This is a genomic window from Pseudomonadota bacterium (assembly GCA_038533575.1).
In the GTDB taxonomy this organism is placed as follows: domain Bacteria; phylum Pseudomonadota; class Alphaproteobacteria; order Rhodobacterales; family Rhodobacteraceae; genus Shimia_B.
This window is the reverse complement of the sequence record JBCAYL010000001.1, coordinates 1,031,683-1,054,986: the sequence shown is the minus strand read 5'-3', so window position 1 is coordinate 1,054,986 and position 23,304 is coordinate 1,031,683. Positions and strand designations below refer to the sequence as shown.

28 protein-coding genes are annotated in these 23,304 nt (G+C 65.6%); 9 read left to right on the top strand and 19 right to left on the bottom strand.

Features of this window, described 5'->3' with window-relative positions:
* Window positions 1–124: 124 nt before the first annotated feature.
* Complete coding sequence (locus AAFM92_05405) at window positions 125–562, bottom strand: iron-sulfur cluster assembly scaffold protein (protein ID MEL7299804.1); 438 nt, start codon at window positions 560–562, stop codon at window positions 125–127.
* A gap of 60 nt (window positions 563–622) precedes the next feature.
* Between AAFM92_05405 and hisI the strand changes: the two genes are divergently transcribed.
* Entirely contained in the window at window positions 623–973 is a 351-nt protein-coding gene (gene hisI, locus AAFM92_05400) for a phosphoribosyl-AMP cyclohydrolase (GenBank protein MEL7299803.1), read from the top strand.
* Here the strand turns inward: hisI and gluQRS are convergent.
* The 4 genes from gluQRS to AAFM92_05380 are packed head-to-tail and all read right to left on the bottom strand — an operon-like array spanning window position 970 to window position 4,624.
* Window positions 970–1,794, bottom strand: a complete 825-nt coding sequence (gene gluQRS / locus AAFM92_05395) for a tRNA glutamyl-Q(34) synthetase GluQRS (protein ID MEL7299802.1) — start codon at window positions 1,792–1,794, stop codon at window positions 970–972. The genes hisI and gluQRS overlap by 4 nt on opposite strands.
* Window positions 1,791–2,402, bottom strand: coding sequence for a class I SAM-dependent methyltransferase (locus tag AAFM92_05390; protein ID MEL7299801.1), 612 nt, complete (start codon window positions 2,400–2,402; stop codon window positions 1,791–1,793). Before AAFM92_05390 ends, gluQRS begins: the two co-directional genes overlap by 4 nt.
* 32 nt (window positions 2,403–2,434) lie before the next feature.
* On the bottom strand, window positions 2,435–3,787 hold the full coding sequence (gene trmFO / locus AAFM92_05385; protein MEL7299800.1) for a methylenetetrahydrofolate--tRNA-(uracil(54)-C(5))-methyltransferase (FADH(2)-oxidizing) TrmFO: 1,353 nt from the start codon (window positions 3,785–3,787) through the stop codon (window positions 2,435–2,437).
* Window positions 3,788–3,838: 51 nt separating this feature from the next.
* On the bottom strand, window positions 3,839–4,624 hold the full coding sequence (locus tag AAFM92_05380; protein ID MEL7299799.1) for an enoyl-CoA hydratase: 786 nt from the start codon (window positions 4,622–4,624) through the stop codon (window positions 3,839–3,841).
* A 48-nt stretch (window positions 4,625–4,672) separates the two neighbouring features.
* On the opposite strand from AAFM92_05380, the gene AAFM92_05375 reads away from it, so the two are divergent.
* The gene (locus AAFM92_05375; protein ID MEL7299798.1) at window positions 4,673–5,092 is read left to right on the top strand and encodes a PaaI family thioesterase; all 420 of its coding nucleotides are present in this window, start codon (window positions 4,673–4,675) and stop codon (window positions 5,090–5,092) included.
* Between the two features lie 58 nt (window positions 5,093–5,150).
* Here the strand turns inward: AAFM92_05375 and AAFM92_05370 are convergent, their stop codons facing one another.
* A complete protein-coding gene (locus tag AAFM92_05370) occupies window positions 5,151–5,381 on the bottom strand; it encodes a DUF1127 domain-containing protein (protein ID MEL7299797.1) in 231 nt (76 codons plus the stop codon).
* Between the two features lie 98 nt (window positions 5,382–5,479).
* Between AAFM92_05370 and AAFM92_05365 the strand changes: the two genes are divergently transcribed.
* Window positions 5,480–6,904: a PLP-dependent aminotransferase family protein gene (locus AAFM92_05365; GenBank protein ID MEL7299796.1), complete on the top strand. Its 1,425-nt coding sequence runs from the start codon at window positions 5,480–5,482 to the stop codon at window positions 6,902–6,904.
* A gap of 3 nt (window positions 6,905–6,907) precedes the next feature.
* Here the strand turns inward: AAFM92_05365 and AAFM92_05360 are convergent, their stop codons facing one another.
* Window positions 6,908–7,936, bottom strand: coding sequence for a hypothetical protein (locus tag AAFM92_05360; protein ID MEL7299795.1), 1,029 nt, complete (start codon window positions 7,934–7,936; stop codon window positions 6,908–6,910).
* Complete coding sequence (locus AAFM92_05355) at window positions 7,936–8,244, bottom strand: hypothetical protein (GenBank protein MEL7299794.1); 309 nt, start codon at window positions 8,242–8,244, stop codon at window positions 7,936–7,938. Before AAFM92_05355 ends, AAFM92_05360 begins: the two co-directional genes overlap by 1 nt.
* A 135-nt stretch (window positions 8,245–8,379) precedes the next feature.
* Between AAFM92_05355 and rplM the strand changes: the two genes are divergently transcribed.
* Both rplM and rpsI read left to right on the top strand, forming a co-directional pair.
* Window positions 8,380–8,838, top strand: coding sequence for a 50S ribosomal protein L13 (rplM, locus tag AAFM92_05350; GenBank protein MEL7299793.1), 459 nt, complete (start codon window positions 8,380–8,382; stop codon window positions 8,836–8,838).
* A 5-nt stretch (window positions 8,839–8,843) separates the two neighbouring features.
* On the top strand, window positions 8,844–9,341 hold the full coding sequence (gene rpsI / locus AAFM92_05345; GenBank protein MEL7299792.1) for a 30S ribosomal protein S9: 498 nt from the start codon (window positions 8,844–8,846) through the stop codon (window positions 9,339–9,341).
* Between the two features lie 118 nt (window positions 9,342–9,459).
* On the opposite strand, the gene AAFM92_05340 is transcribed toward rpsI, so the two are convergent.
* Window positions 9,460–9,777, bottom strand: coding sequence for a GYD domain-containing protein (locus tag AAFM92_05340; GenBank protein MEL7299791.1), 318 nt, complete (start codon window positions 9,775–9,777; stop codon window positions 9,460–9,462).
* 183 nt (window positions 9,778–9,960) lie between these two features.
* Between AAFM92_05340 and AAFM92_05335 the strand changes: the two genes are divergently transcribed.
* The 4 genes from AAFM92_05335 to AAFM92_05320 are packed head-to-tail and all read left to right on the top strand — an operon-like array spanning window position 9,961 to window position 13,032.
* Window positions 9,961–10,218: a hypothetical protein gene (locus tag AAFM92_05335; GenBank protein ID MEL7299790.1), complete on the top strand. Its 258-nt coding sequence runs from the start codon at window positions 9,961–9,963 to the stop codon at window positions 10,216–10,218.
* Window positions 10,219–10,265: 47 nt separating this feature from the next.
* Window positions 10,266–11,138, top strand: coding sequence for an ABC transporter permease (locus tag AAFM92_05330; protein MEL7299789.1), 873 nt, complete (start codon window positions 10,266–10,268; stop codon window positions 11,136–11,138).
* A complete protein-coding gene (locus AAFM92_05325) occupies window positions 11,135–11,935 on the top strand; it encodes an ABC transporter permease (protein MEL7299788.1) in 801 nt (266 codons plus the stop codon). The genes AAFM92_05330 and AAFM92_05325 overlap by 4 nt, the downstream gene beginning before the upstream one ends.
* Window positions 11,932–13,032 carry an ABC transporter ATP-binding protein gene (locus AAFM92_05320; GenBank protein MEL7299787.1) on the top strand — a complete coding sequence of 367 codons (1,101 nt, stop codon included), beginning with the start codon at window positions 11,932–11,934 and terminating at the stop codon, window positions 13,030–13,032. Before AAFM92_05325 ends, AAFM92_05320 begins: the two co-directional genes overlap by 4 nt.
* Window positions 13,033–13,105: 73 nt before the next feature.
* Here the strand turns inward: AAFM92_05320 and AAFM92_05315 are convergent, their stop codons facing one another.
* The 10 genes from AAFM92_05315 to guaA all read right to left on the bottom strand — a co-directional run bounded on the left by AAFM92_05315 (window position 13,106) and on the right by guaA (window position 23,183).
* On the bottom strand, window positions 13,106–13,729 hold the full coding sequence (locus tag AAFM92_05315; protein MEL7299786.1) for a TetR/AcrR family transcriptional regulator: 624 nt from the start codon (window positions 13,727–13,729) through the stop codon (window positions 13,106–13,108).
* Window positions 13,722–14,588, bottom strand: coding sequence for a polyphosphate kinase 2 (gene ppk2 / locus AAFM92_05310; protein ID MEL7299785.1), 867 nt, complete (start codon window positions 14,586–14,588; stop codon window positions 13,722–13,724). Before ppk2 ends, AAFM92_05315 begins: the two co-directional genes overlap by 8 nt.
* 42 nt (window positions 14,589–14,630) lie before the next feature.
* The gene (locus AAFM92_05305; GenBank protein ID MEL7299784.1) at window positions 14,631–15,620 is read right to left on the bottom strand and encodes an alpha/beta hydrolase; all 990 of its coding nucleotides are present in this window, start codon (window positions 15,618–15,620) and stop codon (window positions 14,631–14,633) included.
* Entirely contained in the window at window positions 15,617–16,573 is a 957-nt protein-coding gene (gene metA, locus AAFM92_05300) for a homoserine O-succinyltransferase (GenBank protein MEL7299783.1), read from the bottom strand. Before metA ends, AAFM92_05305 begins: the two co-directional genes overlap by 4 nt.
* Window positions 16,574–16,584: 11 nt before the next feature.
* Window positions 16,585–17,448, bottom strand: a complete 864-nt coding sequence (locus AAFM92_05295) for an ATPase (GenBank protein MEL7299782.1) — start codon at window positions 17,446–17,448, stop codon at window positions 16,585–16,587.
* Between the two features lie 20 nt (window positions 17,449–17,468).
* Window positions 17,469–18,395 (bottom strand): DMT family transporter, encoded by a 927-nt coding sequence (locus AAFM92_05290; GenBank protein MEL7299781.1) that lies wholly within the window; start codon window positions 18,393–18,395, stop codon window positions 17,469–17,471.
* 105 nt (window positions 18,396–18,500) lie between these two features.
* On the bottom strand, window positions 18,501–19,586 hold the full coding sequence (locus AAFM92_05285) for a transporter (GenBank protein ID MEL7299780.1): 1,086 nt from the start codon (window positions 19,584–19,586) through the stop codon (window positions 18,501–18,503).
* Between the two features lie 113 nt (window positions 19,587–19,699).
* On the bottom strand, window positions 19,700–20,566 hold the full coding sequence (locus tag AAFM92_05280) for a DMT family transporter (GenBank protein ID MEL7299779.1): 867 nt from the start codon (window positions 20,564–20,566) through the stop codon (window positions 19,700–19,702).
* A 170-nt stretch (window positions 20,567–20,736) separates the two neighbouring features.
* Window positions 20,737–21,540, bottom strand: coding sequence for a sulfotransferase domain-containing protein (locus tag AAFM92_05275; GenBank protein ID MEL7299778.1), 804 nt, complete (start codon window positions 21,538–21,540; stop codon window positions 20,737–20,739).
* An 86-nt stretch (window positions 21,541–21,626) separates the two neighbouring features.
* A complete protein-coding gene (gene guaA / locus AAFM92_05270) occupies window positions 21,627–23,183 on the bottom strand; it encodes a glutamine-hydrolyzing GMP synthase (GenBank protein MEL7299777.1) in 1,557 nt (518 codons plus the stop codon).
* Window positions 23,184–23,304 lie beyond the last annotated feature (121 nt).

Sequence of the window (23,304 nt, the reverse complement as noted above, 5' to 3'; positions counted from 1 at the left end):
GCCCCCAGCATTCCGGCCCTGAGATCTGCCTCTCTCACTGGCCAGCGTCACATCATCGGATTGCACACCTCGCGCCGCGTATCCCTGCCAGGAGACGCGGCGCTTTTTCTTTGGCTGGCAGGGGTCAGGCCGCTTTCGCCTCGGCGTCATCGAGCGCGGCGAGGGTGGCGTTGAGGGAAAGCATGATGGAGGCGTGGCGGTTCTTGTAGGGGACCGCCGCTTCGAGGACCTCGAATCCCGCCCAGGAGGCGGGTCGCGCGCCGCCTTCGAGCATGGTGCGCAGGGCGTCCCGCGCTTCGGCCACGTCGGCGCGGGATTTGCCGATGACATGGCTGCCTACCACGGACGCCGCCGCCTGACCCAGCGCGCAAGCCTTCACATCCTGTGCAAAGCCGCTGACGCGCCCGGCCTCGGTCACCACATCCACCGTGACAGCCGACCCGCATTGCGGAGAGCGCTCCCGCGCCGTCCCGTCGGGGGCCTCGAGGCGCCCCAGATGCGGGATGTCCGCCGCCAGCGCGAGAATGCGCGTGGAGTAGAGCTTCATCAGGTCTTGTTCCATGGGCCTTGCAGTGCCTCCCGAGGGCCTAGATAAGCGCGCGGGCCAGAAAAGGAAATTGTCATGTTTGACCCGGCAAGCCTCACCTACGACGCCAAGGGCCTCATCCCCGCCATCGCGCAGGCTGAGGACGGAACCGTGCTCATGATGGCCTGGATGAACGCGGAGGCGGTGGCTCGCACGCTCGAGACGGGTCGCGTGACCTACTGGTCGCGCTCGCGGCAATCCTTCTGGGTGAAGGGCGAGACGTCCGGGCACGTGCAGGAGCTCGTGGATTTTCGCGTCGATTGCGACCGCGACTGCCTGCTCGTGATCGTGCGCCAGACCGGCCCCGCCTGCCATACCGGGCGGCTCAGCTGCTTTTACACGGCCGTGCGTGAGGGCGAAGAGACGGAGCTTATGAAGCCGCTCTAAAGCCCCACCAGCGCGCGCACATCCGCCGGGCTCAGCCCGTCCTCGCGGTACTGCCGGATGGCGCGCGCATCGTCACGCTTGGCCAGCCGCTTACCGGCCTCGTCGCGGATCAGGCGGTGGTGGTGGTAGGCGGGGGGCGTGAGTCCGAGCAGCGCAAGGATAAGCACCTGTATCCCCGTGAACTCGAAGAGGTCCTCGCCCCGGATGACATCCGTGATCCCCTCGTGGATATCGTCCAGGGTCGAGGCGAGGAAATAGGCCACGACCCCGTCCTTGCGGCCAACGACGACGTCGCCGGAGACGCGGGCGAGAGTGGTGGCGTCGAGGCTGTGCTCCCCCTCATGGGCCGGTCCTGTCTCGATGAAACGGACCGGCCCCGCCAGCGCCATCGCATTCGTCAGATCGAGGCGGATCGCATCACCCTCCCGCCAACTCGACATGGGCCGCCCCCGGCAGGTGCCGGGATAGGGCCCGGGCAGGTATCCCTCTTGCGGCGCGGAGAGGGCCGCCCGGATATCGCCGCGCGTGCAGGAGCAGGGATAGAGGAGGTCCATCGCCTCCAGCCGGTCGAGCGCCGCTTGATACCTCGGCAAATGCTCGGACTGGCGCAGGGGCGGCTCGGGCCAGGTGAGGCCGAGCCAGCGCAGGTCGTCTTCCACCTGCGCGATCCAGTGGTCCTTGCTGCGCTCGAAATCCGTATCCTCGTGGCGCAGCAGGAACGTCCCGCCCGCCGCGCAGGCCATGTCGTGGGCCAGCATCGCCGAATAGGCATGTCCCAGATGGAGCGGCCCCGTGGGAGAGGGCGCGAAGCGTGTGATCATCGCCGCCGGAGAACGATGACGTCCGAGCCGGTGACCTTGTCACTCAGATGCGGCCCGTGCTGGCGGGAGAGCTGCCGTGCAGTGCCGTCCTCGAGGACCTCGGCGAGGGCATCCATGTAGGCCGCGTCCTCCAGCGTCGGATCGTTGTAGCTGAACGCGAGGATGCCCTCGGGCCCCAGATTGTCGAGAAGCACGCGCAGCATGTCCGGCGGGGCCGCCCCCAGCGAGATGACACCCGTGGCCACGATGCAGGCATAATCGCCCGGCACCGCATCGACCCGCCCCGGCGAGCCGAGCCAGACGTTGCGATAGACATCCCGCCCCTCGTGCTGCTTGTCGTAGGCATGCTCCAGCATGGGCTCGGAGATATCGGTGCCATCGATGATCTCGTAGCCCTGCTGCACGAGGGCGAGGCCCGAGAGGCCGGTGCCACAGCCGAAATCGAGGATCGGGTCCTGCGGAGTCACATGGGGGCGGATCGCCTCTGCGATGCGGGCCGGGGTGGCGTAGGCCATGCCCTGGACGTCGGCCTCGTAGGTCTCAGCCCACTCCGCATAGATCTTTTGCGTGTCTTCAACGCTGCGGGGCGTCCACAGCTGCTCTTTCATCTGGTCTGTCATGGCGCGACGCTAACATAGGGTCAGGCAGCATCCAACGCGGGCGCGCCGAGCCACGCGGTCCAGTCCGCCTTCGCCCGGTCGGTGTAGGCCTTGTAGCGCGCGGGTCGGTTGCGACGCCCGCCGCGCACGTCGATGGGCGGGAAGAGCCCGAAATTGACGTTCATCGGCTGGAAGGTCTTGGCCTCCGCGCCGCCGGTGATGTGCGTGATAAGCGCGCCCGTGGCGGTGGTGGGCGGGGGCGTGTGGAGCGGGCGGCCTTGGATCTCGGCCGCGGCGAGGCGCCCGGCGAGGAGGCCCATGGCCGCGCTTTCCACGTAGCCTTCCACGCCCGTGATCTGGCCGGCGAAGCGGATGTTGGGCCGGGACTTGAGCCGCATATCCGCGGTGAGGAGTGTCGGCGAATTGAGGAAGGTGTTGCGGTGGATGCCGCCCAGCCGCGCGAATTCGGCGCCCTCGAGGCCGGGGATGCGCCGCAGCACCTCCTTTTGCGCGCCGTACTTCATCTTGGTCTGGAAGCCCACGATATTGTAGAGCGTTCCCAGCGCGTTATCCCGGCGAAGCTGAACCACTGCATGAGGTTTGATGTCGGGCTGATGCGGGTTCGTCAGGCCCACGGGCTTCATGGGGCCGTGGCGCAGTGTCTCGCGCCCGCGCTCGGCCATGACCTCGATGGGTAGGCAGCCGTCGAAATAGCCCGCCGTCTCGCCCGGTTTGAAGGCCGTTTTCTCCGCCGTGAGCAGCGCGTCGATGAAGCCCTCGTATTGCTCGCGGTCCATGGGGCAATTGAGATAGGCGCGGCGCTCCTCCTCCGTCTCGCCCTTGTCGTAGCGGGATTGCATCCACGCTTTCGACATGTCGATCGTGTCGGCATAGAGGATCGGCGCGATGGCATCGAAGAAGGCGAGCGCTTCTGTGCCCGTCTCGGCGCGGATAGCCTCGGCCAGCGTGTCGGAGGTCAGCGGCCCGGTGGCGAAGATCCAGTGCCCCCCGCTGGGTAGCTCCTCGATTTCTTCATAGGAAACAGAGACATTGGGCAGGCTCTTCAAGCGCGCGGTCACGGATTGCGCGAAGGGCTCCCGGTCCACGGCGAGTGCGCCGCCCGCGGGCAGCCGGTGCGCATCGGCCATCTCCATGATCAGCCCGCCGGCCGCGCGCATCTCCCAGTGGAGGAGGCCCACGGCGTTCTGCTCACTGTCGTCGGAGCGGAACGAGTTGGAGCAGACCATTTCGGCCAGGTCGCCCGTCTGGTGCGCGAAGGTGCCGGTCTTTGGCCGCATCTCGTGGATGACGACGCGGATGCCCGCTTGCGCGGCCTGCCAGGCGGCCTCGGAGCCCGCCATGCCGCCGCCGACGATGTGCAATGTCTCTGTCATGGGGGCGATGTAAAACCCCGCGCCGGGGATGAAAAGCCTTCTGACCCTACCTCATTGATCCCAGTCCGGCGGACGTTTCTCGATGAAGGCCTGCACGCCCTCGGCGGTGTCCGCGCGCGCCATGTTCTCGACCATGACGTCGCCGGTGTAGCGGTAGGCCTCGGCTACTTGCATCTCGACCTGGCGATAGAAGGCTTCCTTGCCGATCTTGACGGCTGTGCCGAGCTTCCCCGCGATCTGGTGGGCGAGGGCGTCGGTTTCCTCCGCCAATCTGTCCGCTGCCACGACCCGGTTCACGAGGCCGGCCGCGCGCGCTTCCTCCGCGCTCAGGAAATCGCCAGTCGTCAGCATCTCGAAGGCATGCTTGCGCGGGATGTTCCGGGAGAGCGCCACCATCGGCGTGGAGCAGAAGAGCCCGATATTGACCCCGTTGACGCCGAAGCGCGTGCCGTCCGCGGCCACGGCGAGATCACAGCTCGCCACGAGTTGGCAGCCCGCCGCCGTGGCGATCCCGTGGGGCTGCGCGATGACCGGCTGGGGCAGGGTCGGGATCGTCTGCATCATCGCCGCACACCGGTCGAAAAGGTCTTTCCACGCCGCGCGCCCGCCATCGGGGGCCTGCCGGGCTGCCTGCATCTCCTTGAGGTCATGGCCCGCGCAAAACGCCTTGCCCGCGCCCCCAAGCACGATCACCCGGCAGCGCGCCGTCTCGCGTAACTCGTCGAAGGCACCCTGCAGCGCGGCGAGCATCGCGTCAGAGAGCGCGTTGAGCCGCTCTGGCGCGTTCATCGTCAGCCGCGTGACCGGCCCGTCTTCCGTCAGGTCGAGAATTGACATGGGCATCCCCCTCCCGCACGACCCTCGCAAAGACGAGGGAGGCGCGCAATGGACGCGGTGATGAGCATACCGGAGCTGCACGCGTTTCTCGCGGAGGTTTTCCCGCAGGTGAACCACCAGTTCGCGGTGGAAGAGATCACGGAGGACGGGATCGTCGTGCGGCTCATCGTGGGAGAGGAGCATCTTCGCCCGGGTGGCACCGTCTCCGGCCCCTCGATGTTTGGCCTGGCGGACGTGGCCGTTTACCTCGCCGTGTTGAGCCGGATCGGGCCGAAGGCGCTGGCGGTGACGACGAACTGCTCCATCGATTTCATGCGAAAGCCCGCCGCGGCCACCGATCTCATCGCGACGTGCACGCTCCTCAAGCTCGGCAAGGCGCTGGCGGTGGGGGATTGTCTCCTGCGGTCCGAGGGGATGGCGGCGCCCGTGGCGCGGGCCTCGCTTACCTACTCGATCCCGCCCAAATGAGGGCAGGGCGCGGGCCCGGGGAGAGAGGCGCGCCCTGCCATGGCAGCGCTTGCGGCGCCTAGCGCTGCCAGAAGCGCTTGTCGGCCTCCCGGCGGGCCTCCGCCTCGGTCACGCCGATATCCTCGAGGATGTGAGGGGGCAGATCGCTTAGCTGCGCGCGTGTCCGCGCGCGCATCGCCCATTTGGTCACCACCAGCGCGAGAAGGACGAAGAGCGTCGCGAGCGCGGGCAGGCGCACGTGACGATCGAGCTGCTGCAGCTGGTCGAGGGTGAGGGTTTGCGTGGTCATGATGTGCCCTCCTGAGCGGTATGTATTGATACAATTGTCAGCTTGTGACATGAGTATTGATACAAAGAGAATTTGTACCCCGCGAGGAAAGAATTGTAATGGATACAACTTGGGCCGACGGCCTCACATTCCGCGACGGGCCGAAATACCTCGTTCTGCGTGACGCCATCGCGCAGGCGGTGGAGCGGGGGCATCTGAGCGTGGGGGCGAAGCTGCCGCCTGTCCGCGAGCTGGCCTATCGGCTTTCCATCACGCCCGGCACGGTGGCGCGGGCCTATTCGATCCTCACCGATCAGGGCGTGCTGCGGGCCGAGGTGGGCCGGGGCACTTTCGTGGAGCGACGTGGCGGGCCAGTTTTCTCCGACGATGGCGGGGAGGAGCGCGGGGCCACCTATTACGATCCGGTGCCCCATGGGACCCAGTTTGACGGCGGGCCTGTTTCCATGATGTCGCCGGGCATCCGCAATGTGGGGCAGGCGGAGTACCTGCGGGATTTGTTGGGGCGCATCGCTGCTGATCCCCCATCGGGCCTCATGCATTACCCGACGCGGGAGAGCTTTGGCCCGGTGCGACGCGCGGCGCGGCACTGGCTTCGCGATGCGGGACTCGGCGCGCTCGATGAGATCGACATCGTGCTGGCCCATGGCGGGCAGAACGCGATCCTCCTCGTGATGCAGGCGGTGCTGCGCGGCAAGCGTCCCACGGTGCTGGTGGAGGAGCTATGCTACACCGGCTTCCGGCGCGCGGCGCAGCTTTTGCGGGCGGATGTGGTGCCTGTGGCGATGGACGAACATGGCATCAGGCCGGACGCCTTGGAGGCGGCAGCCGGGGCGGAGGCGCAGCTTCTGTGCACCACGGCCAACCTCCATAACCCGACCTGTATCTTTACGCCCGAGACCCGAAGGCGCGAGATCGCGGAGGTGGCGCGGCGTTGCAATTTCCACATTCTGGAAGACGATTGGTATCAGGTGCCGGGCCTTCCAGCGCCAAGTTATCGCGCCATTGCACCGGAGCGGAGCTGGTATGTGAGCTCGATCTCGAAGCTCATCACGCCCGCTTTGCGGATCGGGTTCGCGGTTTCCCCGCCCGGTGGTGGGACCCATCTGAGGCGCGCGGCGGAAGACGGTTTCTTTGGGCTGGCTACGGTGCTCGCCGATGTGGCCACCGCGCTCATGGAAGATCCGGCGATGGAGCAACTCGTGGACAGCGTCCGCGCCGCTTACCGCGCTCGGCAACAGGTGCTGCTCAACCATCTCGGTGGCTTCGATATCCGCTGGCAGGATGACGCGCCCATCGTGTGGCTGACGCTGCCCGAGGGCTGGCGCACAGCGGAGTTCTGCGCGGCGGCGGAGGCTGTGGGCGTGCGCGTGCGCAGCTCGGAAGCCTTCGCGCCCCGCGATGCGCGCACGCCCCATGCCGTGCGGCTTTCGCTCAATGCCTCGGTTCCCGATGCAGCCTTTGAGGCGGCGGCGCGGAAACTGCGCGACCTGCTCGAGCATCCGCCGGAGGAGGCCATGGTCTAGCGCTCAGGGCAGGCCCGCGAGCCCGTAGAGCAGGCCCACGAGCACCGCCGCCGCGCTGATGGTCGCCGCGTAGCCGAAGAGCTTACGATGATCGAAGGGGCGCTCGCCGAAGGTCTTCCCGTGAAGGCCGCATGTGACGACCTTGTAGGCCTTCGCGCCGTGCTCGTAATGCAGGATGTAGACGGGCAGGAGGATCCGCCGGTAGCGCACGCCGCTCGTGGCGGTGTTGTATCCGATATTCGACAGCCGCCGCCGCGAATGGCGTTGGATCTGGTTGCGGATGAGCAGGTCCTTGTCGCGCTGCTTGGCCATCAGCCCGTCTTCGACATTGAGGTGATGCCGCTCCGCCGGAAACCCGGCGATGTAGGCCGGGGCGTAGGGGCGCAGCGTTCCGGGGTCGAAATCATGGAGCACGCCGTCGCGGATGAGCGGCGTGATGTGCGGCGAGGCCGGGACAAGGAGATCGTCGAAGCGCGTCTCGAAGACCCCTGTCTCCCGCCGCCGCACCCGCTGCTTGCCCACCTTTGTCGTGTAGGTGCCCCAGTAATCGACGAGCTCGGTGCTGTCGAAGGTGAAGAAGGGCGCATAGAGCGTGGCCATGCGCCCTGCTTCCATGGAGGCCGCGAGGCCCGCGGGGGCGGCGAGGCGCTTGGCGATCCAGGCGCGCGCATTCTGCCACGCGATGTCTTCCACGATCTGGAAGGGAATGAGCGCCATGGCCGGGTATCCCACATCCTCGAGCGTGCGCACGAGGGGCCCGTTGCAATAGGAGCAGCGCTCGCTCAGGGCCGCGCCCTCGATGATGACGCTGCCGCCGCAGGCGGTGCAGCGGTGGGCGTGGCTGCGCTCGGCCACGGGCACGTCGGGGACGGTGGCGCGATAGGCCGTCTCCGCCGCCGGGTCGGCGCGGGCATCGTCGATGATCTCGTGCGCGGTGCCGCAGCTGTCGCAGACGAGCGCCCCCTCGCGCGGGCTGTAGGCGCATTGCCCGCCGCAGGCCGTGCAGCGGAGATCGGTTTGAGCGACCGCCATCAATCGGACCCGATCGCCGCCGCGATCTCCAGAAGGATCCGGAGCCGCAACCAGGAGCGCGCAATGGCGGCGTCGAGATCGCCGAGGCGGATCCAGTCGCCCACGATCGTGCCGCCGAACCAGAGCGCCATGACCCAGAGTGCAATGATGGCCCAGCCCGCGGTGGCGCGCAGGAAGGAGGCGGAGCCGCGCTTCAATTCGTGGTGCGCCTCGCGCATGGCGATGATGCGGCGCGTGGGCAGGTAGCCGAGGAGCGTGCCGAGGGCTACCAGGGCGAGGATCGCGAGGGAGGGTTCGAGGAGGCTCATTTGTGGGGTATATTAATACCTAATTTACAAGCGCATGAAAACACGACAGAAAATAGGGAAAGTCGGACTTGTATCGCGTAACCCCATGCGTATAACCGCGCAATCCGAATTCCAATCGTTTCTACAGGTCGACCCATGAAAACCTACTCCGCAACGCCGGCGGATATCGACAAGAAATGGATCCTCATCGACGCCGAGGGCGTCGTGCTGGGCCGTCTCGCCTCGATCATCGCCAGCCGCCTCCGTGGCAAGCACAAGGCCACCTTCACACCCAACATGGACATGGGTGACAATGTCATCGTCATCAATGCCGAGAAGGTGCAGCTGACGGGCAAGAAGCGCCAAGAGAAGTACTACTGGCACACCGGCTACCCGGGCGGCATCAAGTCCCGCACCAAGGAGCAGCTCCTCGAGGGCAAGCATCCCGAGCGCGTGGTCGAGCTCGCCGTGAAGCGCATGCTCCCCGGCAACCGCCTTTCCCGCAAGCAGATGACCAACCTGCGCATCTACGCCGGCACCGAGCATCCCCATGACGCGCAAGCGCCCGAAGTGCTCGATGTCAAAGCGATGAACAAGAAAAACACCCGGACGTAAGCGACATGGCTGACCAGATTTCTTCGCTCGACGAGCTTTCCGCAATCGCCGGTGACGCCGCCCCCGAGGGTGTCGAAACCGAAATCTCCATCGCCCGCGAGCCCGTCCGTGACGAGCTCGGCCGCTCCTACGCGACCGGCAAGCGGAAGGACGCGGTCGCCCGCGTCTGGATCAAGCCGGGCTCCGGCAAGGTGACCGTGAACGGCAAGGACCAGGACGCCTACTTCGCGCGCCCCGTTCTGCAGCTCATCCTGCGCCAGCCCATGCAGGTGGCCGGTGTCGAGGGCGAGTTCGACGTCATGGCGACCGTGAAGGGCGGCGGCCTCACCGGACAGGCCGGCGCGGTCAAGCACGGCATCTCCAAGGCGTTGCAGCTCTATGATCCCAGCCTGCGCGGCGCGCTCAAGGCCGCGGGCTTCCTCACGCGCGACAGCCGCGTGGTGGAGCGCAAGAAGTTCGGCCGCCGGAAGGCCCGCCGGAGCTTCCAGTTCTCAAAGCGTTAATCGCATCTGCATACGAGAAAAGGCCCGCCATCGAGCGGGCCTTTTTTGTGCCGCGGGCAGAGCCGGAGGGCCGGGGAGCTCTGCGGGCGACGTCCCCCGTGAGGGCCTGCGCGGGGCCCTATCTGGGCGGCGTGTAGGCCTTACTCGCCCTGGCCGCTGCCGCAGCCACCTTTGCGATATCGAGCTCGGTGTGGATCGACACGTCGTCGACCGCACCGCTCGAATAGACGATCGCATGAACAGCACTCAGCGCTTCTTCGTTCGGAACATCACACAAGAACGCGAAGTCATAGGGGCCGCGGACGAAAAACCCGTCCACCCAGTTCCCCCCGACACCTTCGATCAGAGATTTCATCGTCTTCACACGCGCTTGCGGGTCGGCAAGGACGCCATTGATGACGGCGGGCGCATACTTTCCCATGGCAATGCACTTCATAACAAACGGTCCTCCCTTGTGTGCCACCGGATATCCAGCGGCCCTTTTCCCCTACGTCAAAATGTCTCGTTTTTCAATGTCGTGGGCGGCGGAGACGGAGGGCTGGTGGGCGGAGGGTTGGTAAATAATAAATGGAAATCAGTGCCTTGATGGCCGAACCTTATCCGGTCGCTCGGCCGCGCGATGGGCACCTTGCTCAAGGCACCGGCGGCCACCTTCGGGCTGGCGGTGGCAGCCACCGCTGCTAGCTTTGCGTTCATGGAACCGCAGCCCAACAAGCCAAAGGTCGTACCCCTCTTCGATCCCGAGCGCCTCGCCCGGATCAAGGAGGAGGAGAAGCGCCGCTCGATGCCGGAGCTTCTCATGCTGATGGTTTTGTGGTGCGTGGCGATCCTTTGCGTGGCGCCTGTCCTGCTTCTGGCCTTCGTCGGGTATTCCTAGGGCGCGGACCCTTGCATCATCGTCGCCGAGTGGGCCTAGTACGGCCCATGGCAGGGGACATCCTTTCGAAAGAGGCGCGCAGCGGACTGCTCATGGTGAGCCCGGCCGCGCTCTATGCCATCGGGCTCCTGGCCGTGCCGCTCGGGGCGATCATCCTCTTCAGTTTCTGGACGCAGGACTACCTCACGCTCATCACCGAGCCCACGCTCGCCAATTACCGGGAGGCGTGGGACAATCCGCTCTACGGTGAGCTCTTGCGGCGGTCCCTCTGGATCGCGGCGGCGGCCACGGCCGTCACGGTCGTGCTCGCCTTTCCGATCGCCTACTTCGTGAGTTTCCATGTCCGCCCCGAGCGGAAATCGCTCTGGCTCTTCCTCATCACAATCCCGTTCTGGACGAGCTACCTGATCCGGGTGTTCCTCTGGAAGGTCATCCTCGGCTTCAACGGCGTCCTCAACACGTCGCTCCAGGGCCTCGGCCTCATCGAAGAGCCGCTGACCTTCATCCTCTACAACGCCAATGCGGTCGTCATCACGCTGGCCCATGCCTTCGCGCCCTTCGCGATCCTGCCGATCTTCGTGGCGCTGGAGCGGATCGACCGCTCGCTTTTAGAGGCTGGGCGCGACCTCGGGGAGACGACGCTCATGACATTCTGGCGGGTGACGCTGCCGCTCGCGATGCCCGGTGTCGTGGCGGCCGTGCTCATCGTCTTCATCCCCACGATCGGGGATTACGTGACGCCCCGCCTCGTGGGCGGGCCCGAGGGCTCCATGATCGCCAACATGATCCAGGTGCAATTCCTGCGTTTGAACAACGCGCCCATGGGCGCCGCCCTCGCGGTGATCGCCATGGCCTCTGTTTCGGCGCTGGCGCTCCTCTTCGTCTGGCTCAACCGCCGCTTCCTCCGGGTGAAGCAATGAGCCTGCGCACATACGCCGTCGCGTACCTGATCTTTCTCTATTTGCCGATCTTCCTGTTGCCGCTCTTCGCGTTCAACGATTCCACCATCATCGCCTTCCCGCTGGACGGCTTCACCTTCCGCTGGTTCGGCGAGCTCTGGACCACGCCCGCGCTCCACGACGCTGTGCGGAACTCGGTCTTCATCGCCCTGGTGACGGCAGTCTTCTCCACGATCCTCGGGATCTGTGCCGCGCGGGCCGGGGCGAAATACGACTTCCCGCTCAAGCGATCGATCCTCGGGCTCATCATGGTGCCACTCGTGCTGCCAGAGATCATCGTGGGCGTCTCGCTCCTCGTCGTGGTCGTGCAGCTCTTCGACTGGAGCCTGAGCACCTGGACGGTGATCGCGGCCCATGTCCTGATCTGCACGCCGTTCTCCATCGCGATCCTCAATGGCGCGTTCCAGAACATCGACACCTCGCTCGAGGAGGCCGCGCTCGACTTGGGGGAGACGCCGGTCTCCACCTTCCGCCTGGTGACGCTGCCGCTCGTGATGCCGGGCATCATCTCCTCGCTCCTCATCTCCTTCACGATCAGCCTCGACGAGTTCATCATCGCCTTCTTCCTCACCGGCGCGGAGCCCACGATGCCGGTCTATATCTGGGGGCTCCTGCGTTTCCCGCAGCAGCTTCCGGCGGTCATGGCGCTCGGGACGATCCTCGTGGTGCTCTCCATCGTGCTTCTCGTCATCGCCGAGTACTTTCGCCGCAAAGGCCTCGCCCGCGCGGGCCTCAGGGACAAGGGGGGCTTCCTGTGACCGACACGGCCAGAGATGCCATCATCTCGCTTCGCGACGTGGACAAGTTCTACGGCGACTACCACGCGCTGCGGGACGTAAGCCTCGATATCGCGGAGGGCGAATTCTTCTCGCTTCTGGGCCCGTCGGGCTGCGGGAAGACGACGCTGCTGCGCACCATCGCGGGCTTCGAGGAGGCCAGCGACGGGACGCTCATGCTCGCGGGCAAGAACATGAAGGGCGTGCCTGCAAACCGGCGACCCACCAACATGGTGTTTCAGAGCTACGCGATCTTTCCGCATCTCGACGTGGCCCAGAACGTGGCCTTCGGGCTGCGCAAGCGCCGCGATCTCGATGCCGCCGCGAAGGCGCGGCAGGTGGAGGAGGCGCTGGCCATGGTGGGGCTGGGCGGCTTCGAGCGCCGCGCGGCCCACGCACTCTCCGGCGGGCAGCGGCAACGCGTGGCGCTTGCCCGCGCGCTGATCCTGCGGCCCAAGGTGCTCCTCCTCGACGAGCCACTTTCCGCGCTCGACAAGAAGATGCGCGAACAGATGCAGGGCGAGCTGCGCAGGCTCCAGCGGCAGGTGGGCATCACCTTCATCCTCGTGACCCATGACCAGGAAGAAGCGCTCATCATGTCGGATCGCATCGCCGTCATGTTCGAGGGCGAGATCGCGCAGGTGGCCGATCCGCAGACGCTCTACCGCCGTCCGAAGACGAAAAAGGTCGCCGATTTCATCGGGGTGATGAACTTCCTGCCCGCCGAGGCCCGGACAGAGGGCGCATCGATCAAGGTGGAGATCGCGGGCCTCGGTCACGCCACGCTCGACGTCGATCAATGCCCGGGCGGCGCGGTGAGCGGGCCCGCGCAGGTGGGCATCCGTCCCGAGCTCATGACGCTCGCCTTCGAAGGCGAGCAGCATCCGGCGGTGGTGGAGGGGCAGGTGGCCGAGCAATACTACTACGGCGACATGACTTATTATGACGTGCGCCTCGCGGGGGTGCCGGAGCCCGTGACGCTTTCGATGAAGAACATCGTGGGCCGCCCCGTGCTCGAGCGGGGGGCCACGGCCCGCGTCGCGTGGGATCCCCGGGCCCTCGTGCTGTTCTCGGAATAGAGCGCCGAAGGCGTGTGCAAGCCACTTCACGCGGCGTCGTAGCCGCGCAATGGCCCTCAAAGGCCGGTTTCCCTCAGACCTCCTCGTCCGCCGGGATCAGCCCGAGACCGCGCAGGTAGATGCCGATGCCGGTCTCCAGGAGGTCCTCGGGCGGGTAGGGGCTCTTGGTGCCGGGCGTGCCGCGGGCAAAGAGCTCCACCACGCCGTGGCTCATGGCCCAGACATGGGCCGAGAACATCTGCGGCGGCGGGCGCTTGTCGGGCGGGATGTGCTTCGACAGGTCCGCCGCGGCTTTCTCGAGGACTCCCGTCGCGCGGCTGGCCACGTCGTTCAGTTCCGGTGTCCTCTGCGGGGAGATTCCGGATTCGAACATCGCCACGTAATGCCCGGGGAAGCGCCTGGCGAAAGCCAGATAGGCGCGCCCCACCGTCTCGAAGGCCGCCAGCGCCGAAGGCTGGCCCTTGTCATAGGCATGCTCCATGAGATCGGCGAAGATCCCGTAGCCCTGCCGCGCTGCCTCCGCGATGAGATCCTCGCGCCCCTCGAAGTGCCGGTAGACGGCGGCGGGCGTCACGCCGGCGTCCTTGGCGGCCTCAGAGAGCGTGAAGCCCGTGGGCCCCTTCTCCTCGATCAGCCGCAGCGCCGCATCCACCAGGGCCTGGCGCAGGTTGCCGTGATGATAGCCGCGCTTAGGCATGCCAGATGTCGATGCTGCCCGCGACGTCGCGGTCGCAGGTCCCGAGCGCGTCGTCGTCTCGGCCCGCATAGTCAAAGCGCGTGAGGACGTCGCGGATCGCGTTCAGCCGCGCGCGGCGCTTGTCGTCGCTGCGCACTACCGTCCAGGGGCAGGGGTCATTGGTGCGGGTGAGCGTTTCGCGGATCGCGTCGGTGTAGGCATCCCAGCGGTTGAGGCCTTCCACGTCGATCCAGCTCAGCTTCCACTGCTTGAGGGGATCGCTCTCACGATCGAGAAAGCGCTTCAGCTGCGTGGCGCGCCCCACGTTGAGCCAGAACTTTATGAGATGGATGCCGTCGCTACGCAGCATCTCCTCGAAGGGGCCCACCTGGCCGAACCAGAGCTCCCGCTGCTCAGGCGTGCAGAACTCGAAGACATGCTCCACGACGCCGCGATTGTACCAGGAGCGGTCGAAGAAGACGATCTCGCCCTCGGCCGGGAGATGCGCGATGTAGCGTTGGAAGTACCAGCTCGCCGCCTCGCGATCCGACGGCTTGGAGAGCGCCACGACCCGCGCGGAGCGTGGATTGAGGTTCTCACGGAAGCGCTTGATCGTGCCGCCTTTTCCCGCCGCGTCACGCCCTTCGAAGACGATGGCCACGCGCTGACCCGTTTCCTTCACCCAGGCGAGGAACTTGACCAGCTCGATCTGGAGCGCCTCATAGCGCTCTTCGTAGTCCTTGCGGCCGAGCCGTTCGGCATGGGGGTAGTCGGGCTCGAGGATATCGCCTTTCTTCGCGCCCTCGATGAGCGCGCGCACCTCCGTGGGCGCGGCCTCCTCGAAGTGGCGCGTGATGGCGGCGTCGAAGGGTTTGCCCATGCGCGTCTCCTCGTGCCTGTGGAATATGGCGGTGCCGGGAGCCTAGCGCAATCCGGCGGTGAGGCCGGCGCGCTCGGCGGCGCGGTCGATGGCGGCCTCCACCTCCGCGGCGGCGTTGTGCTGGGGCATGTGCCCGATGCCCTCGAGCACGGTGAGTACGGCCCCGGGGGCCTGCCCGGAGAGCGGGATCGAGTGCACGGCAAGCGGCACGATATCATCGGCATCGCCGTGCACGATCTCGATGGGCATGGTGAGCGCGGCGTAGCCCGGGACCATCTCGATGATGTGGGGCTTGAGGCCGTGGACCTGCCGCCCGTTGGCATAGAGCGTCTCCCGCCGGGCCGAGAGACGCGGGCCGATATAATCGGCGTAGCCCTGGGGCGCATCCTGCGGACGGAAGATCCCGGCCACCGTACCGGCGACGTATCCGTCTGGGACAAAGGCCGTGGCGAGCGGATTGAAGATCGGGCCGATGATCGGGTGCGAGGTGACGTTGTAAAACCAGCCGAGGCCGCCTTCCCACTCGTTGGAGACGCCGCCGACCATCACGACCCCGGCAGTCTCATCGGGTCGCTCGAGCGCCCAGGCCATGGCCACGGCCCCGCCGAAGGAATGGCCCAGCACGACGGGCTGCGACACATCGAGCGCGTCGGCGGCGTCCTGGAGGAAGCGCGCCTGCTCTCTCGGGGTCTCCGCGTCGCGGGAAAAGACCCCGTAATCCTCGATGCGCCCTGTATATCCGAGCCCTGGACGGTCGAAGACGGTGACGCGGTACCGGTCTGTCAGTCGATCCATGAAGGCGAAGGTGAAATCCCGGGTCGATCCGCCCGCGCCGTGCAGAAGGATGATGTCGGGGCCCTCTCCGCGCTGCACGTAATGGACGGGCACGCCGTCCACCTCCACGAAGGCACCCTCGGGCGGGAAGGCGGCCTCGGTCCGTTGCTCTTCGGCCGCTGCGAGGGCGCGCACGCCGACGACGGTGCCCGCGACGAGGAGGACAAGGACGAGGAGCACCATGGTTTTGCCTGTCACTTGGTTGTCTTCCGGAGATCTGTTTGAGCCTGACCGATGAGCGCGGCCTCGTATGGCGTGGTCAGATAAATCTCGGAGAGCCAATTGCCATAAAGGAGATGCGCGTGGGAGCGCCAACGGTTCTGCGGCTTGGCCGTGGGATCGTTGCCGGGGAAGTAGTCAACAGGCATCCCGATCTCGGCACCCTCGACCTGCGCGTTCTCGAGATCGCGGGCATATTCCTCCGCAAGCGTGGTCGAGTCGTATTCGAAATGGTTGAAGACGTAGATCGCCCGGTGGGCCGGGTCCTCCACGAGCGCCGGCCCCACGGCATCGGAATGCAGGAGGATCGGCAGCCCGGCCGCCTCGATCTCGGCCTTGCGCATCTCTGTCCAGCGGCTCACAGGCATGGCGAGATCGTCGGAAAATCCGCGCAGATAGGGGCTTTCCGGCGCGAAGTTCATGTGTCGGTAGCAGCCGAAGAGCTTCTCTGGCAAAAGATGTTTCGCCACCCCGTGGAAGTGATGGATCATCGCCATCCCGCCCCAGCAGACGCCGAAGGTGGAATGCACGTGGCTCTGCGTCCATGCCATCACCTCGGTGAGCTCGTCCCAGTAGGTCACGTCCTCGAACGGCAGATGCTCGATGGGCGCTCCTGTGATGATGAGCCCATCGAACTTCTCGGCCTTCACCTCCTGGAAGGGGCGGTAAAAGGCCTCCATGTGCTCCTCGGCGGTGTTCTTGGAATAGTGCTCGCTCATGCGGATGAGGTGGAAATCGATCTGCAGCGGTGTTGCGCCGATCAGCCGGGCAAACTGGTTTTCCGTCTGGATCTTCTTCGGCATGAGGTTCAGGAGCCCGATCTTGAGCGGGCGGATGTCCTGGCGGGCAGCGAAGCCCTGATCCATCACCATCACCCCCTCCCGGGAGAGGACGTCGTAGGCGGGCAAGTCGGAGGGAAGCGTGATCGGCATGGGAGGCGCAGTTAAGCCGCGCGGCGCTTGGCTTCAATGGCGTCTGCCACGGCGTCGATGAAATCCGCCTCGCTGGCCACCTTTTCGAAGGCGCCCGAGGGGATCGTGACGCCCCAGCGCGCCATGGCGGCATAGCGCGGCTGTCGATGGGCGAGCGCGCGGGCATAGGTCCAGCGCACGAAGTCGTCGGGATCGATCTCTGCCTCCGCGCGCCCGGCGGTGTAGTCTGCCCAACAGGCCTCGAGGAAGGCGGGTTGGTAGCACATGGGCTTCGGGTCTGCGTCGAAGCGCTTGATGAGGGTCTCGGTATGGGCGGCGTCGCCCTCGATCCAGACCGGGAGCATATGGGCACTGATCTCGGTCATGATCGGGTCGGCCGGGTCGGTGCCATCGGCCACCTCGCAGAGCGATCCCGAGCTGTCGCAGATGAAATGCGGGTAGCCATAGAGCGCCTTGGCCCGATTGATGAAAGGCACGGCGTCGCGCGTGGCGTCGCGCTCGGCGGCGTGGTGGAGGGCCTGTCTGCGCTGGTATTCAGCCAGGCTGAGCCCGCCCGCCGCCGGATTGCCCGGCTTGCCGAGATAGGTGGAGAGCGGCGCGAGGTTCTCGAACGTGATGTTGGAGGCGACGTAGATCGAATCCGAGCGCAGAAGCTCCGCCAGAAACGGGTTCTTCATCGCCTCGGCCTTGAAGTTGTCCGCGATGTGCTCGCCCATGTATCGCGTGCCGATGCGGTAATCGACGGAGTAGTGAAACCAGCCCCCGCTGTCGCGGAGCATCTGGCTCACATGGGTCTTGCCGAGCCCGGACATGGCAAAGAGGCAGACGCGCTTTTCGGGGGCGGCGCGCCAGTCTGCGGCGGTCTTGTAGATCATGGGCGTGGCGCGGCTCTCGTTCAGTCGCGCTGTCTTAGCGAGCTGCCGCGCGCGGGAAAAGGGGTTTTGCCCGCGAGGATGAGGAGGCCCGCGGCGAGAATGGCGAAGCCCACGAAGGCACGCGGCGCGAGTGCCTCTCCGAGGAAGACGGCGCCGAGCACGATGGCGATGGGTGCAATAAGGAGCGTGCAGATCATCAGGTTTCCCGATCCCGCCATGGCGAGCACGCGGTAGTAGAGGAGGTAGGCCGCCGCAGTCGCGATAACGGTGACGTAGGCGATGGCCGCCCATGTTTCCCAGCCGAGGGCGAGGGAGAGCGGCCCCTCGACACCCCAGGCCAGCGGCACCATCACGAGGGTGGAGGCCGTCAGCATGCCCGCCGCCTGCACGAGCGGGTGAAGCCCCTTGAGAAACCACCGCGCCCAGACCCCGGCCAAGGCGTAAGACAGCGTCGAGGCCACGACCGCGATCTGCCCAAGGCTCGTGAGATCCAGCGTGGCGAGCGTGCCTATGCCGATGGCCGTCGCCACCCCGAAAAAGCCCAGCGTGACGCCAAGGAGCTTCCGGCCGCTCAGCCGCTCATCCGCGAGGAAGAGCGCCGCGACGAGTACGCCCCAGAACGCCGTCCCCGCGTTTAGGATCGCGACGAGCCCGCTTTCCACGTGAAGCTGCGCCCACGCCTGGAGCGTGAAGGGCACCGCGTTGTTGAGAAGCCCCATGCCCAAGAAGCCAAAGAGGAGGCGCGCCGAGAGCGGGAGAGGCAGCCGGAGGACCGCCACAACTGCCCAGAGGAGGAGACACGCCCAGCCTACGCGGTGGGCCACCACCGTCAGCGGCCCGATCGTGTCGAGCGCGATGCGCACGCTCAGAAACGTGCCGCCCCAGATGAGAGATAGAAGGAGGAGCTCACCCCAGGCCCGCGGGCCCATCGTCATTTGCGTCGCCATGGCAGCGGAATAACGTCGGCTGCGGGCGCTTTGCATCCCGAAACTTGCGCAAAACGAAAAAGCCCCGGCGCGGCGGCCGGGGCTCTTAATTGGATGGTGCGTTAATCAGAAGGCGAAGCCGACCCGGACGCCGACACCGATCACTTCGTTGTCGTCAAAGTTCACATCGCCCACGAGGCCATTTTCGACGACCTGGTCGCCGGGAATGCCGTAGGTGATGCCGCCGGAGATCGTGACGCCGCCGTCGAGGGCATAGGAGCCGGATACTGCGAAGCTGCTGAGGCCGGTGGTCGGTGCAAGAGCCGTGGTGGACGGGATGACGCCCTGCTCCTCATAGGTGTAGGACACTGCGACCGAGAGCTCTTCCGAAAGGCGACGGCCCACACCCACGGTGTAGGTGATGGTGTCATCTTCGAAGTTTACATACTCCGCCGGGCTCACGCCTGGCACGCCATCGCCGGGCGTGGTCAGGTTGAACCCGCCCCAGCCGACCCAACGGACGGTACCGAAGACGAGCGTGTCCTGTGCAACGCCAGTCTGGAAGTCGAGGTTGATGCTCTCCGGGAATTCCACGTCAAACGCAGTGTCCACGCCGTTCTCCGTCGCGGTGAACTCGGACGTGATCGCGCTCGAATAGGTGAGCGCCACGCGCAGCGCGATGTCCTCGCGCTCGTAGGCGGCACCCACAACCGTGCCGAGATCGAAGCTCGATTCAGCGGAGAGAAGGGCAGGGGTAAAGCCGAAGAAGGTCAGGATGCTGCCCTCCACGCTCAGCGCGCGCACGCCACCGTGGACGCTGAAGCCGTTGGCGAGTTCGTAGCGGCCAAGCACCGTGACGGCGTCCGAGTTGATGTCTGCGAAGCCGCCGAAGAAGGGCGCGCCAGCGTCATACTCCACGAGCGCCCCGAACGGCTGATCGTAGATCACCGAAAGGCTGAGCGCGTCGGACAGCTGCTGTTTGAAGGCAAAGCCTGTCTGCTGGTAGGAGCCGAGCGGGCTAGCCTCGCCACCGGTGAAGGTGCCGTTTGCCTCGGGGCTCACGTTGCCGAAGGAGAACTGGGCATAGCCGCCCATGTCGCCGGTGTCCTGGAAAATGACGCCGATGCCCTGCCCGGAGCGGTCGATGCCGCCAGCGGATGCGGCGGATGCTGCGATGGCGAGTGCGGCGCTCGTCGTGAGGTATTTTTTCATGTTATCTCTTCCCTATGCGGCACTCCCATACGCCGCTCTGCGCGCAACATCCGGCATGTTCACAAAACGGTCAATTTATGACGCCGCGTTACAAGCCTGCGTTGAAAAAAGCGTCACATTTTGGCCATACGCGCTTCGCGCAGGATGTTGAGGTAGTTGGCCGCAAAGATCAGCGCGGCTCCCACGAAGACGAGCGCGTCGAGCGGTTCGGCGTAGAAGGCCATCCCGATGAGCGCGATCACCGGCAAGCGCACGAAGTCCACCGGCATCACAACCGACGCGGGCGCGAGCGAGAGCGCGGTCGTCAGGCAGAAATGCGCCACGAGCCCGGCGAGCCCGATGACGAGGAGCCAGGGCAGCGTGGCCGCCGAGGGAAGCGCGATATCGCCGTCAAAGCCCGCGCAGATCACGCCGAAGACCGCCTGCATCACGGTGAGGTAGAAGAGGATGCAGGTGATCGTCTCCGTGCGTGTCAGCATCTTGGTGAAGATGGCCGACCCCGCAAAGCCGATGGCCGCCGCGGCCCCGATGACGATCCCGGGCTCCACGCTGGAGAAATCGGGGCGCGAGACGATGAGCACACCGACAAAGCCCAGCGCGGCAAATCCCACCTTGGGCCATGTGAGCCGCTCGCCGAGGAAGAGCGGCGCGAGGAGCAGCACCCAGATGGGGGAGGTGAATTCCAGCGCGAAGAGTTGGGCCAGCGGAATCAGCGTCAGCGCGTAAAACCAGCAATTCTGCCCGAAGAAATGCGCGAGATTACGCACGGCATGGAGGCCGAGATTGCGCCGATTGACCTCGCCCAGCGTCCCAGCGGCCCAGGCCACGCCAACAACAACCGCGATCCCGAGAAACGAGCGGTACATCATGATCTCGAAGGTATCGAGCTCGAAGCTCACCGCGCGCCCGGCCACGGCCATGGCGGTGAAGGAGACGATGGCACCGATCATCCAGACCGCGCCGCGTACGGTGTCGGTCATGACAGCGTCAATCGGCGGCGGCGTCGTGGCATGTCGTATATCCTCGGTATCACCCGGCGGGCCGGTTCTCGGCCCTTCTCAGTCTTGCGCCTGCTATGGACGCGATGGTCTGGAACGTCAAAAGCGACGAGCCCAGTCACCCGAAATCCTCATTGCGTTCTGCGGTGCCCTCAGGGGCTGCCTTTCCAAAGCTCCCATGTGATGGGGAACTTCTCTCGGCAGAACGAATACTGTGGTGCGAGGAAATCCTGGAGCGCTCGCGTCGTCTCCGCGGACCTAGATGCCGACGGAGATGCGTTGACCCGCTTGTCGAACTCGGCACCCTCGATCTTGAAGCCAAGAAACGCGCTGATCCGCTCGATGCTGGCCTCGTTAAACAAATCCTCGAAGATCGCGAAATGGACCTTGTCCTTCGGGAAAACGCTCTCGATGTTTTCCACAGTCGATCTGTAGTCGGACCGGGCCACCTGACCTGGAAGCTTCAGGTAATCGAGCACCTTCTTTTCCGCGTAGCTGTCGGTCGGCTGGTTTCCTTTCCGCTTTCGATTACGCTCCTGCATCCTCGCCGCAGACCAGATCCGTTCGATTGGATCGCGCATCAGGAAGAAAACCCGCACGTCGAACCCCGCGCCATCGAGATATCCGTGGATCTTCTCGAGCCCGTCTCGCCCAATCACGGAATAGCTCGGTGTGATATCACCGCTCACGTTGATCTCCGGGGTGATGAGACCTCGGAAGTATGCGGTGTAGACCGCAGGGTCGGCCTGCATCATCCGACGGATCGCATCCGCGGCTGTGTCGGGGCTCTTTAAGGGCGCCTCGAAACGGCTGCCGAGATCAGAGAAGACATAGTCCCATATGTGGTACTCCTTCTTGAACCCGAGGTTCACATTGCTCTGTTTCGACAGGAGGCTGTGGAGCCAGGATGTGCCTGCCTTTTGCGCGCCCAAGCCGAGAATAAATATTGGCTTCATGACTTCTTCCTTACACGGGCCTGCGCCGCCTCAAGCACACTATCGCTCGCGCCATGGCTCTTGAAGGTGACGAGGCACTGCTCACGCTATTCCCACTCGATGGTGCCCGGGGGCTTGGAGGTGATGTCGTAGGTGACGCGGTTGATGCCGCGCACTTCGTTGATGATGCGCGTGGCTGTCTCGCCGAGGAAGTCGTGGCTGAACGGGTAGTAATCCGCCGTCATACCGTCGACGCTCGTCACCGCGCGGAGCGCGCAGGCGAAGTCATAGGTGCGCCCGTCGCCCATGACGCCCACCGTGCGCACGGGCAGGATCGCCACGAAGGCCTGCCAGATCTCGTCGTAGAGCCCGTGCTTCCGGATCTGGTCGATATAGACGGCGTCGGCCTCGCGCAGGATGTCGAGCTTCTCGCGCGTGATCACTCCGGGGCAGCGGATGGCGAGGCCCGGGCCAGGGAAGGGATGGCGACCGATGAAGCTGTCTGGCAGGCCGAGCTCGCGGCCCAAGGCGCGCACCTCGTCCTTGAAGAGCTCGCGCAGCGGCTCCACGAGCTTAAGCCCCATTTTCTCCGGCAGTCCGCCCACGTTGTGGTGGCTCTTGATCGTCACGGAGGGCCCGCCGGAAAAGCTCACGCTCTCGATCACGTCGGGATAGAGCGTGCCCTGCGCGAGAAAGGCCGCGCCTTCGATCTCGTCGGCGTGCTTCTGGAAGACATCGATGAAGAGCCGACCGATGGTCTTTCGTTTCTCCTCGGGGTCGCTCACGCCCTTGAGCGCGCCGAGGAAAAGATCGCTCTCGTCGGCATGAATGAGCGGGATGTTGAAGGCGTCGCGGAACATGCCCACCACTTCCTCCGCCTCGTTCTTCCTGAGGAGCCCGTGATCGACGAAAACGCAGGTAAGCTGGTCGCCGATGGCCTCGTGGATCAGCACCGCAGCCACCGATGAATCCACCCCGCCCGACAGCCCGCAGATCACCTTGCCGTCGCCCACCTGCTCGCGGATGAGGCGCACGGCCTCCTCGCGGTAGGCGCCCATGGTCCAGTCGCCGGTGAAGCCCGCGAGCCTAACGAAATTCTCATAGAGTGTGCGGCCATTGGGCGTGTGGTGCACCTCGGGGTGAAACTGCACGGCGAAGAACTTGCGCGCGAGGTCCGCGGTGATCGCGAAAGGCGCGTTGGGCGAGGTGCCATAGACCTCGAAGCCCGGCGCGATCTCGGCCACGTGGTCCCCGTGGGACATCCAGACCTGCTCGCGGTCCTCGAGGAACCAGCCGGTGAGGAGGTCGATGCGGTCCTCGGAGGGCGTCACATAGGCCCGTCCGAACTCCGCCGTGCCGTGCCCGCGCTCCACGCGCCCGCCGAGCATGTGCATCATGACCTGTTGACCGTAGCAAATGCCCAGGATCGGCACGCCAAGCTCGAAGACCGACGCAGGAGGCTGAGGCGCGTCCGCGTCCATGACGCTTGCGGGACCGCCGGAAAAGATCACCGCCTTCGGCGCGAACTCGGCAAGGAAGGCCTCCGTCACCTTTTGGAAGGGATGGATCTCGCAATAGACGTTCAGCTCCCGCAGGCGGCGCGCGATCAGCTGCGTGACCTGGGATCCGAAATCGATGATGAGCAGGCGGTCATGTTGGTCCATGTCCCGCCTTTACGCGCGGCCCTGCGGGTGCGCAACGGGCGGCATTTCGCTCTGCGCCGCCATTGGTCGTTTTTCGGCCCGCGTGCCGCCCGCGAAGGCACTAGCCTATGGTCAGTCAGAG

Excerpts from the sequence above, each read along its gene's own strand:
- AAFM92_05340 (MEL7299791.1), bottom strand. The coding sequence starts at position 9,777 with ATGAAGTGCATTGCCATGGGAAAGTATGCGCCCGCCGTCATCAATGGC.
- AAFM92_05295 (MEL7299782.1), bottom strand. The coding sequence starts at position 17,448 with ATGATCTACAAGACCGCCGCAGACTGGCGCGCCGCCCCCGAAAAGCGC.
- gluQRS (MEL7299802.1), bottom strand. The coding sequence starts at position 1,794 with ATGATCACACGCTTCGCGCCCTCTCCCACGGGGCCGCTCCATCTGGGA.
- guaA (MEL7299777.1), bottom strand. The coding sequence starts at position 23,183 with ATGGACCAACATGACCGCCTGCTCATCATCGATTTCGGATCCCAGGTC.
- AAFM92_05285 (MEL7299780.1), bottom strand. The coding sequence starts at position 19,586 with ATGAAAAAATACCTCACGACGAGCGCCGCACTCGCCATCGCAGCATCC.
- AAFM92_05365 (MEL7299796.1), top strand. The coding sequence starts at position 5,480 with ATGGATACAACTTGGGCCGACGGCCTCACATTCCGCGACGGGCCGAAA.
- AAFM92_05370 (MEL7299797.1), bottom strand. The coding sequence starts at position 5,381 with ATGACCACGCAAACCCTCACCCTCGACCAGCTGCAGCAGCTCGATCGT.
- AAFM92_05375 (MEL7299798.1), top strand. The coding sequence starts at position 4,673 with ATGGACGCGGTGATGAGCATACCGGAGCTGCACGCGTTTCTCGCGGAG.
- hisI (MEL7299803.1), top strand. The coding sequence starts at position 623 with ATGTTTGACCCGGCAAGCCTCACCTACGACGCCAAGGGCCTCATCCCC.
- ppk2 (MEL7299785.1), bottom strand. The coding sequence starts at position 14,588 with ATGGGCAAACCCTTCGACGCCGCCATCACGCGCCACTTCGAGGAGGCC.
- metA (MEL7299783.1), bottom strand. The coding sequence starts at position 16,573 with ATGCCGATCACGCTTCCCTCCGACTTGCCCGCCTACGACGTCCTCTCC.
- AAFM92_05325 (MEL7299788.1), top strand. The coding sequence starts at position 11,135 with ATGAGCCTGCGCACATACGCCGTCGCGTACCTGATCTTTCTCTATTTG.
- trmFO (MEL7299800.1), bottom strand. The coding sequence starts at position 3,787 with ATGACAGAGACATTGCACATCGTCGGCGGCGGCATGGCGGGCTCCGAG.
- AAFM92_05390 (MEL7299801.1), bottom strand. The coding sequence starts at position 2,402 with ATGAAAGAGCAGCTGTGGACGCCCCGCAGCGTTGAAGACACGCAAAAG.
- AAFM92_05315 (MEL7299786.1), bottom strand. The coding sequence starts at position 13,729 with ATGCCTAAGCGCGGCTATCATCACGGCAACCTGCGCCAGGCCCTGGTG.
- AAFM92_05275 (MEL7299778.1), bottom strand. The coding sequence starts at position 21,540 with ATGAAGCCAATATTTATTCTCGGCTTGGGCGCGCAAAAGGCAGGCACA.
- rplM (MEL7299793.1), top strand. The coding sequence starts at position 8,380 with ATGAAAACCTACTCCGCAACGCCGGCGGATATCGACAAGAAATGGATC.
- AAFM92_05405 (MEL7299804.1), bottom strand. The coding sequence starts at position 562 with ATGGAACAAGACCTGATGAAGCTCTACTCCACGCGCATTCTCGCGCTG.
- AAFM92_05330 (MEL7299789.1), top strand. The coding sequence starts at position 10,266 with ATGGCAGGGGACATCCTTTCGAAAGAGGCGCGCAGCGGACTGCTCATG.
- AAFM92_05360 (MEL7299795.1), bottom strand. The coding sequence starts at position 7,936 with ATGGCGGTCGCTCAAACCGATCTCCGCTGCACGGCCTGCGGCGGGCAA.
- AAFM92_05355 (MEL7299794.1), bottom strand. The coding sequence starts at position 8,244 with ATGAGCCTCCTCGAACCCTCCCTCGCGATCCTCGCCCTGGTAGCCCTC.
- rpsI (MEL7299792.1), top strand. The coding sequence starts at position 8,844 with ATGGCTGACCAGATTTCTTCGCTCGACGAGCTTTCCGCAATCGCCGGT.
- AAFM92_05280 (MEL7299779.1), bottom strand. The coding sequence starts at position 20,566 with ATGACCGACACCGTACGCGGCGCGGTCTGGATGATCGGTGCCATCGTC.
- AAFM92_05380 (MEL7299799.1), bottom strand. The coding sequence starts at position 4,624 with ATGTCAATTCTCGACCTGACGGAAGACGGGCCGGTCACGCGGCTGACG.
- AAFM92_05290 (MEL7299781.1), bottom strand. The coding sequence starts at position 18,395 with ATGGCGACGCAAATGACGATGGGCCCGCGGGCCTGGGGTGAGCTCCTC.
- AAFM92_05335 (MEL7299790.1), top strand. The coding sequence starts at position 9,961 with ATGGGCACCTTGCTCAAGGCACCGGCGGCCACCTTCGGGCTGGCGGTG.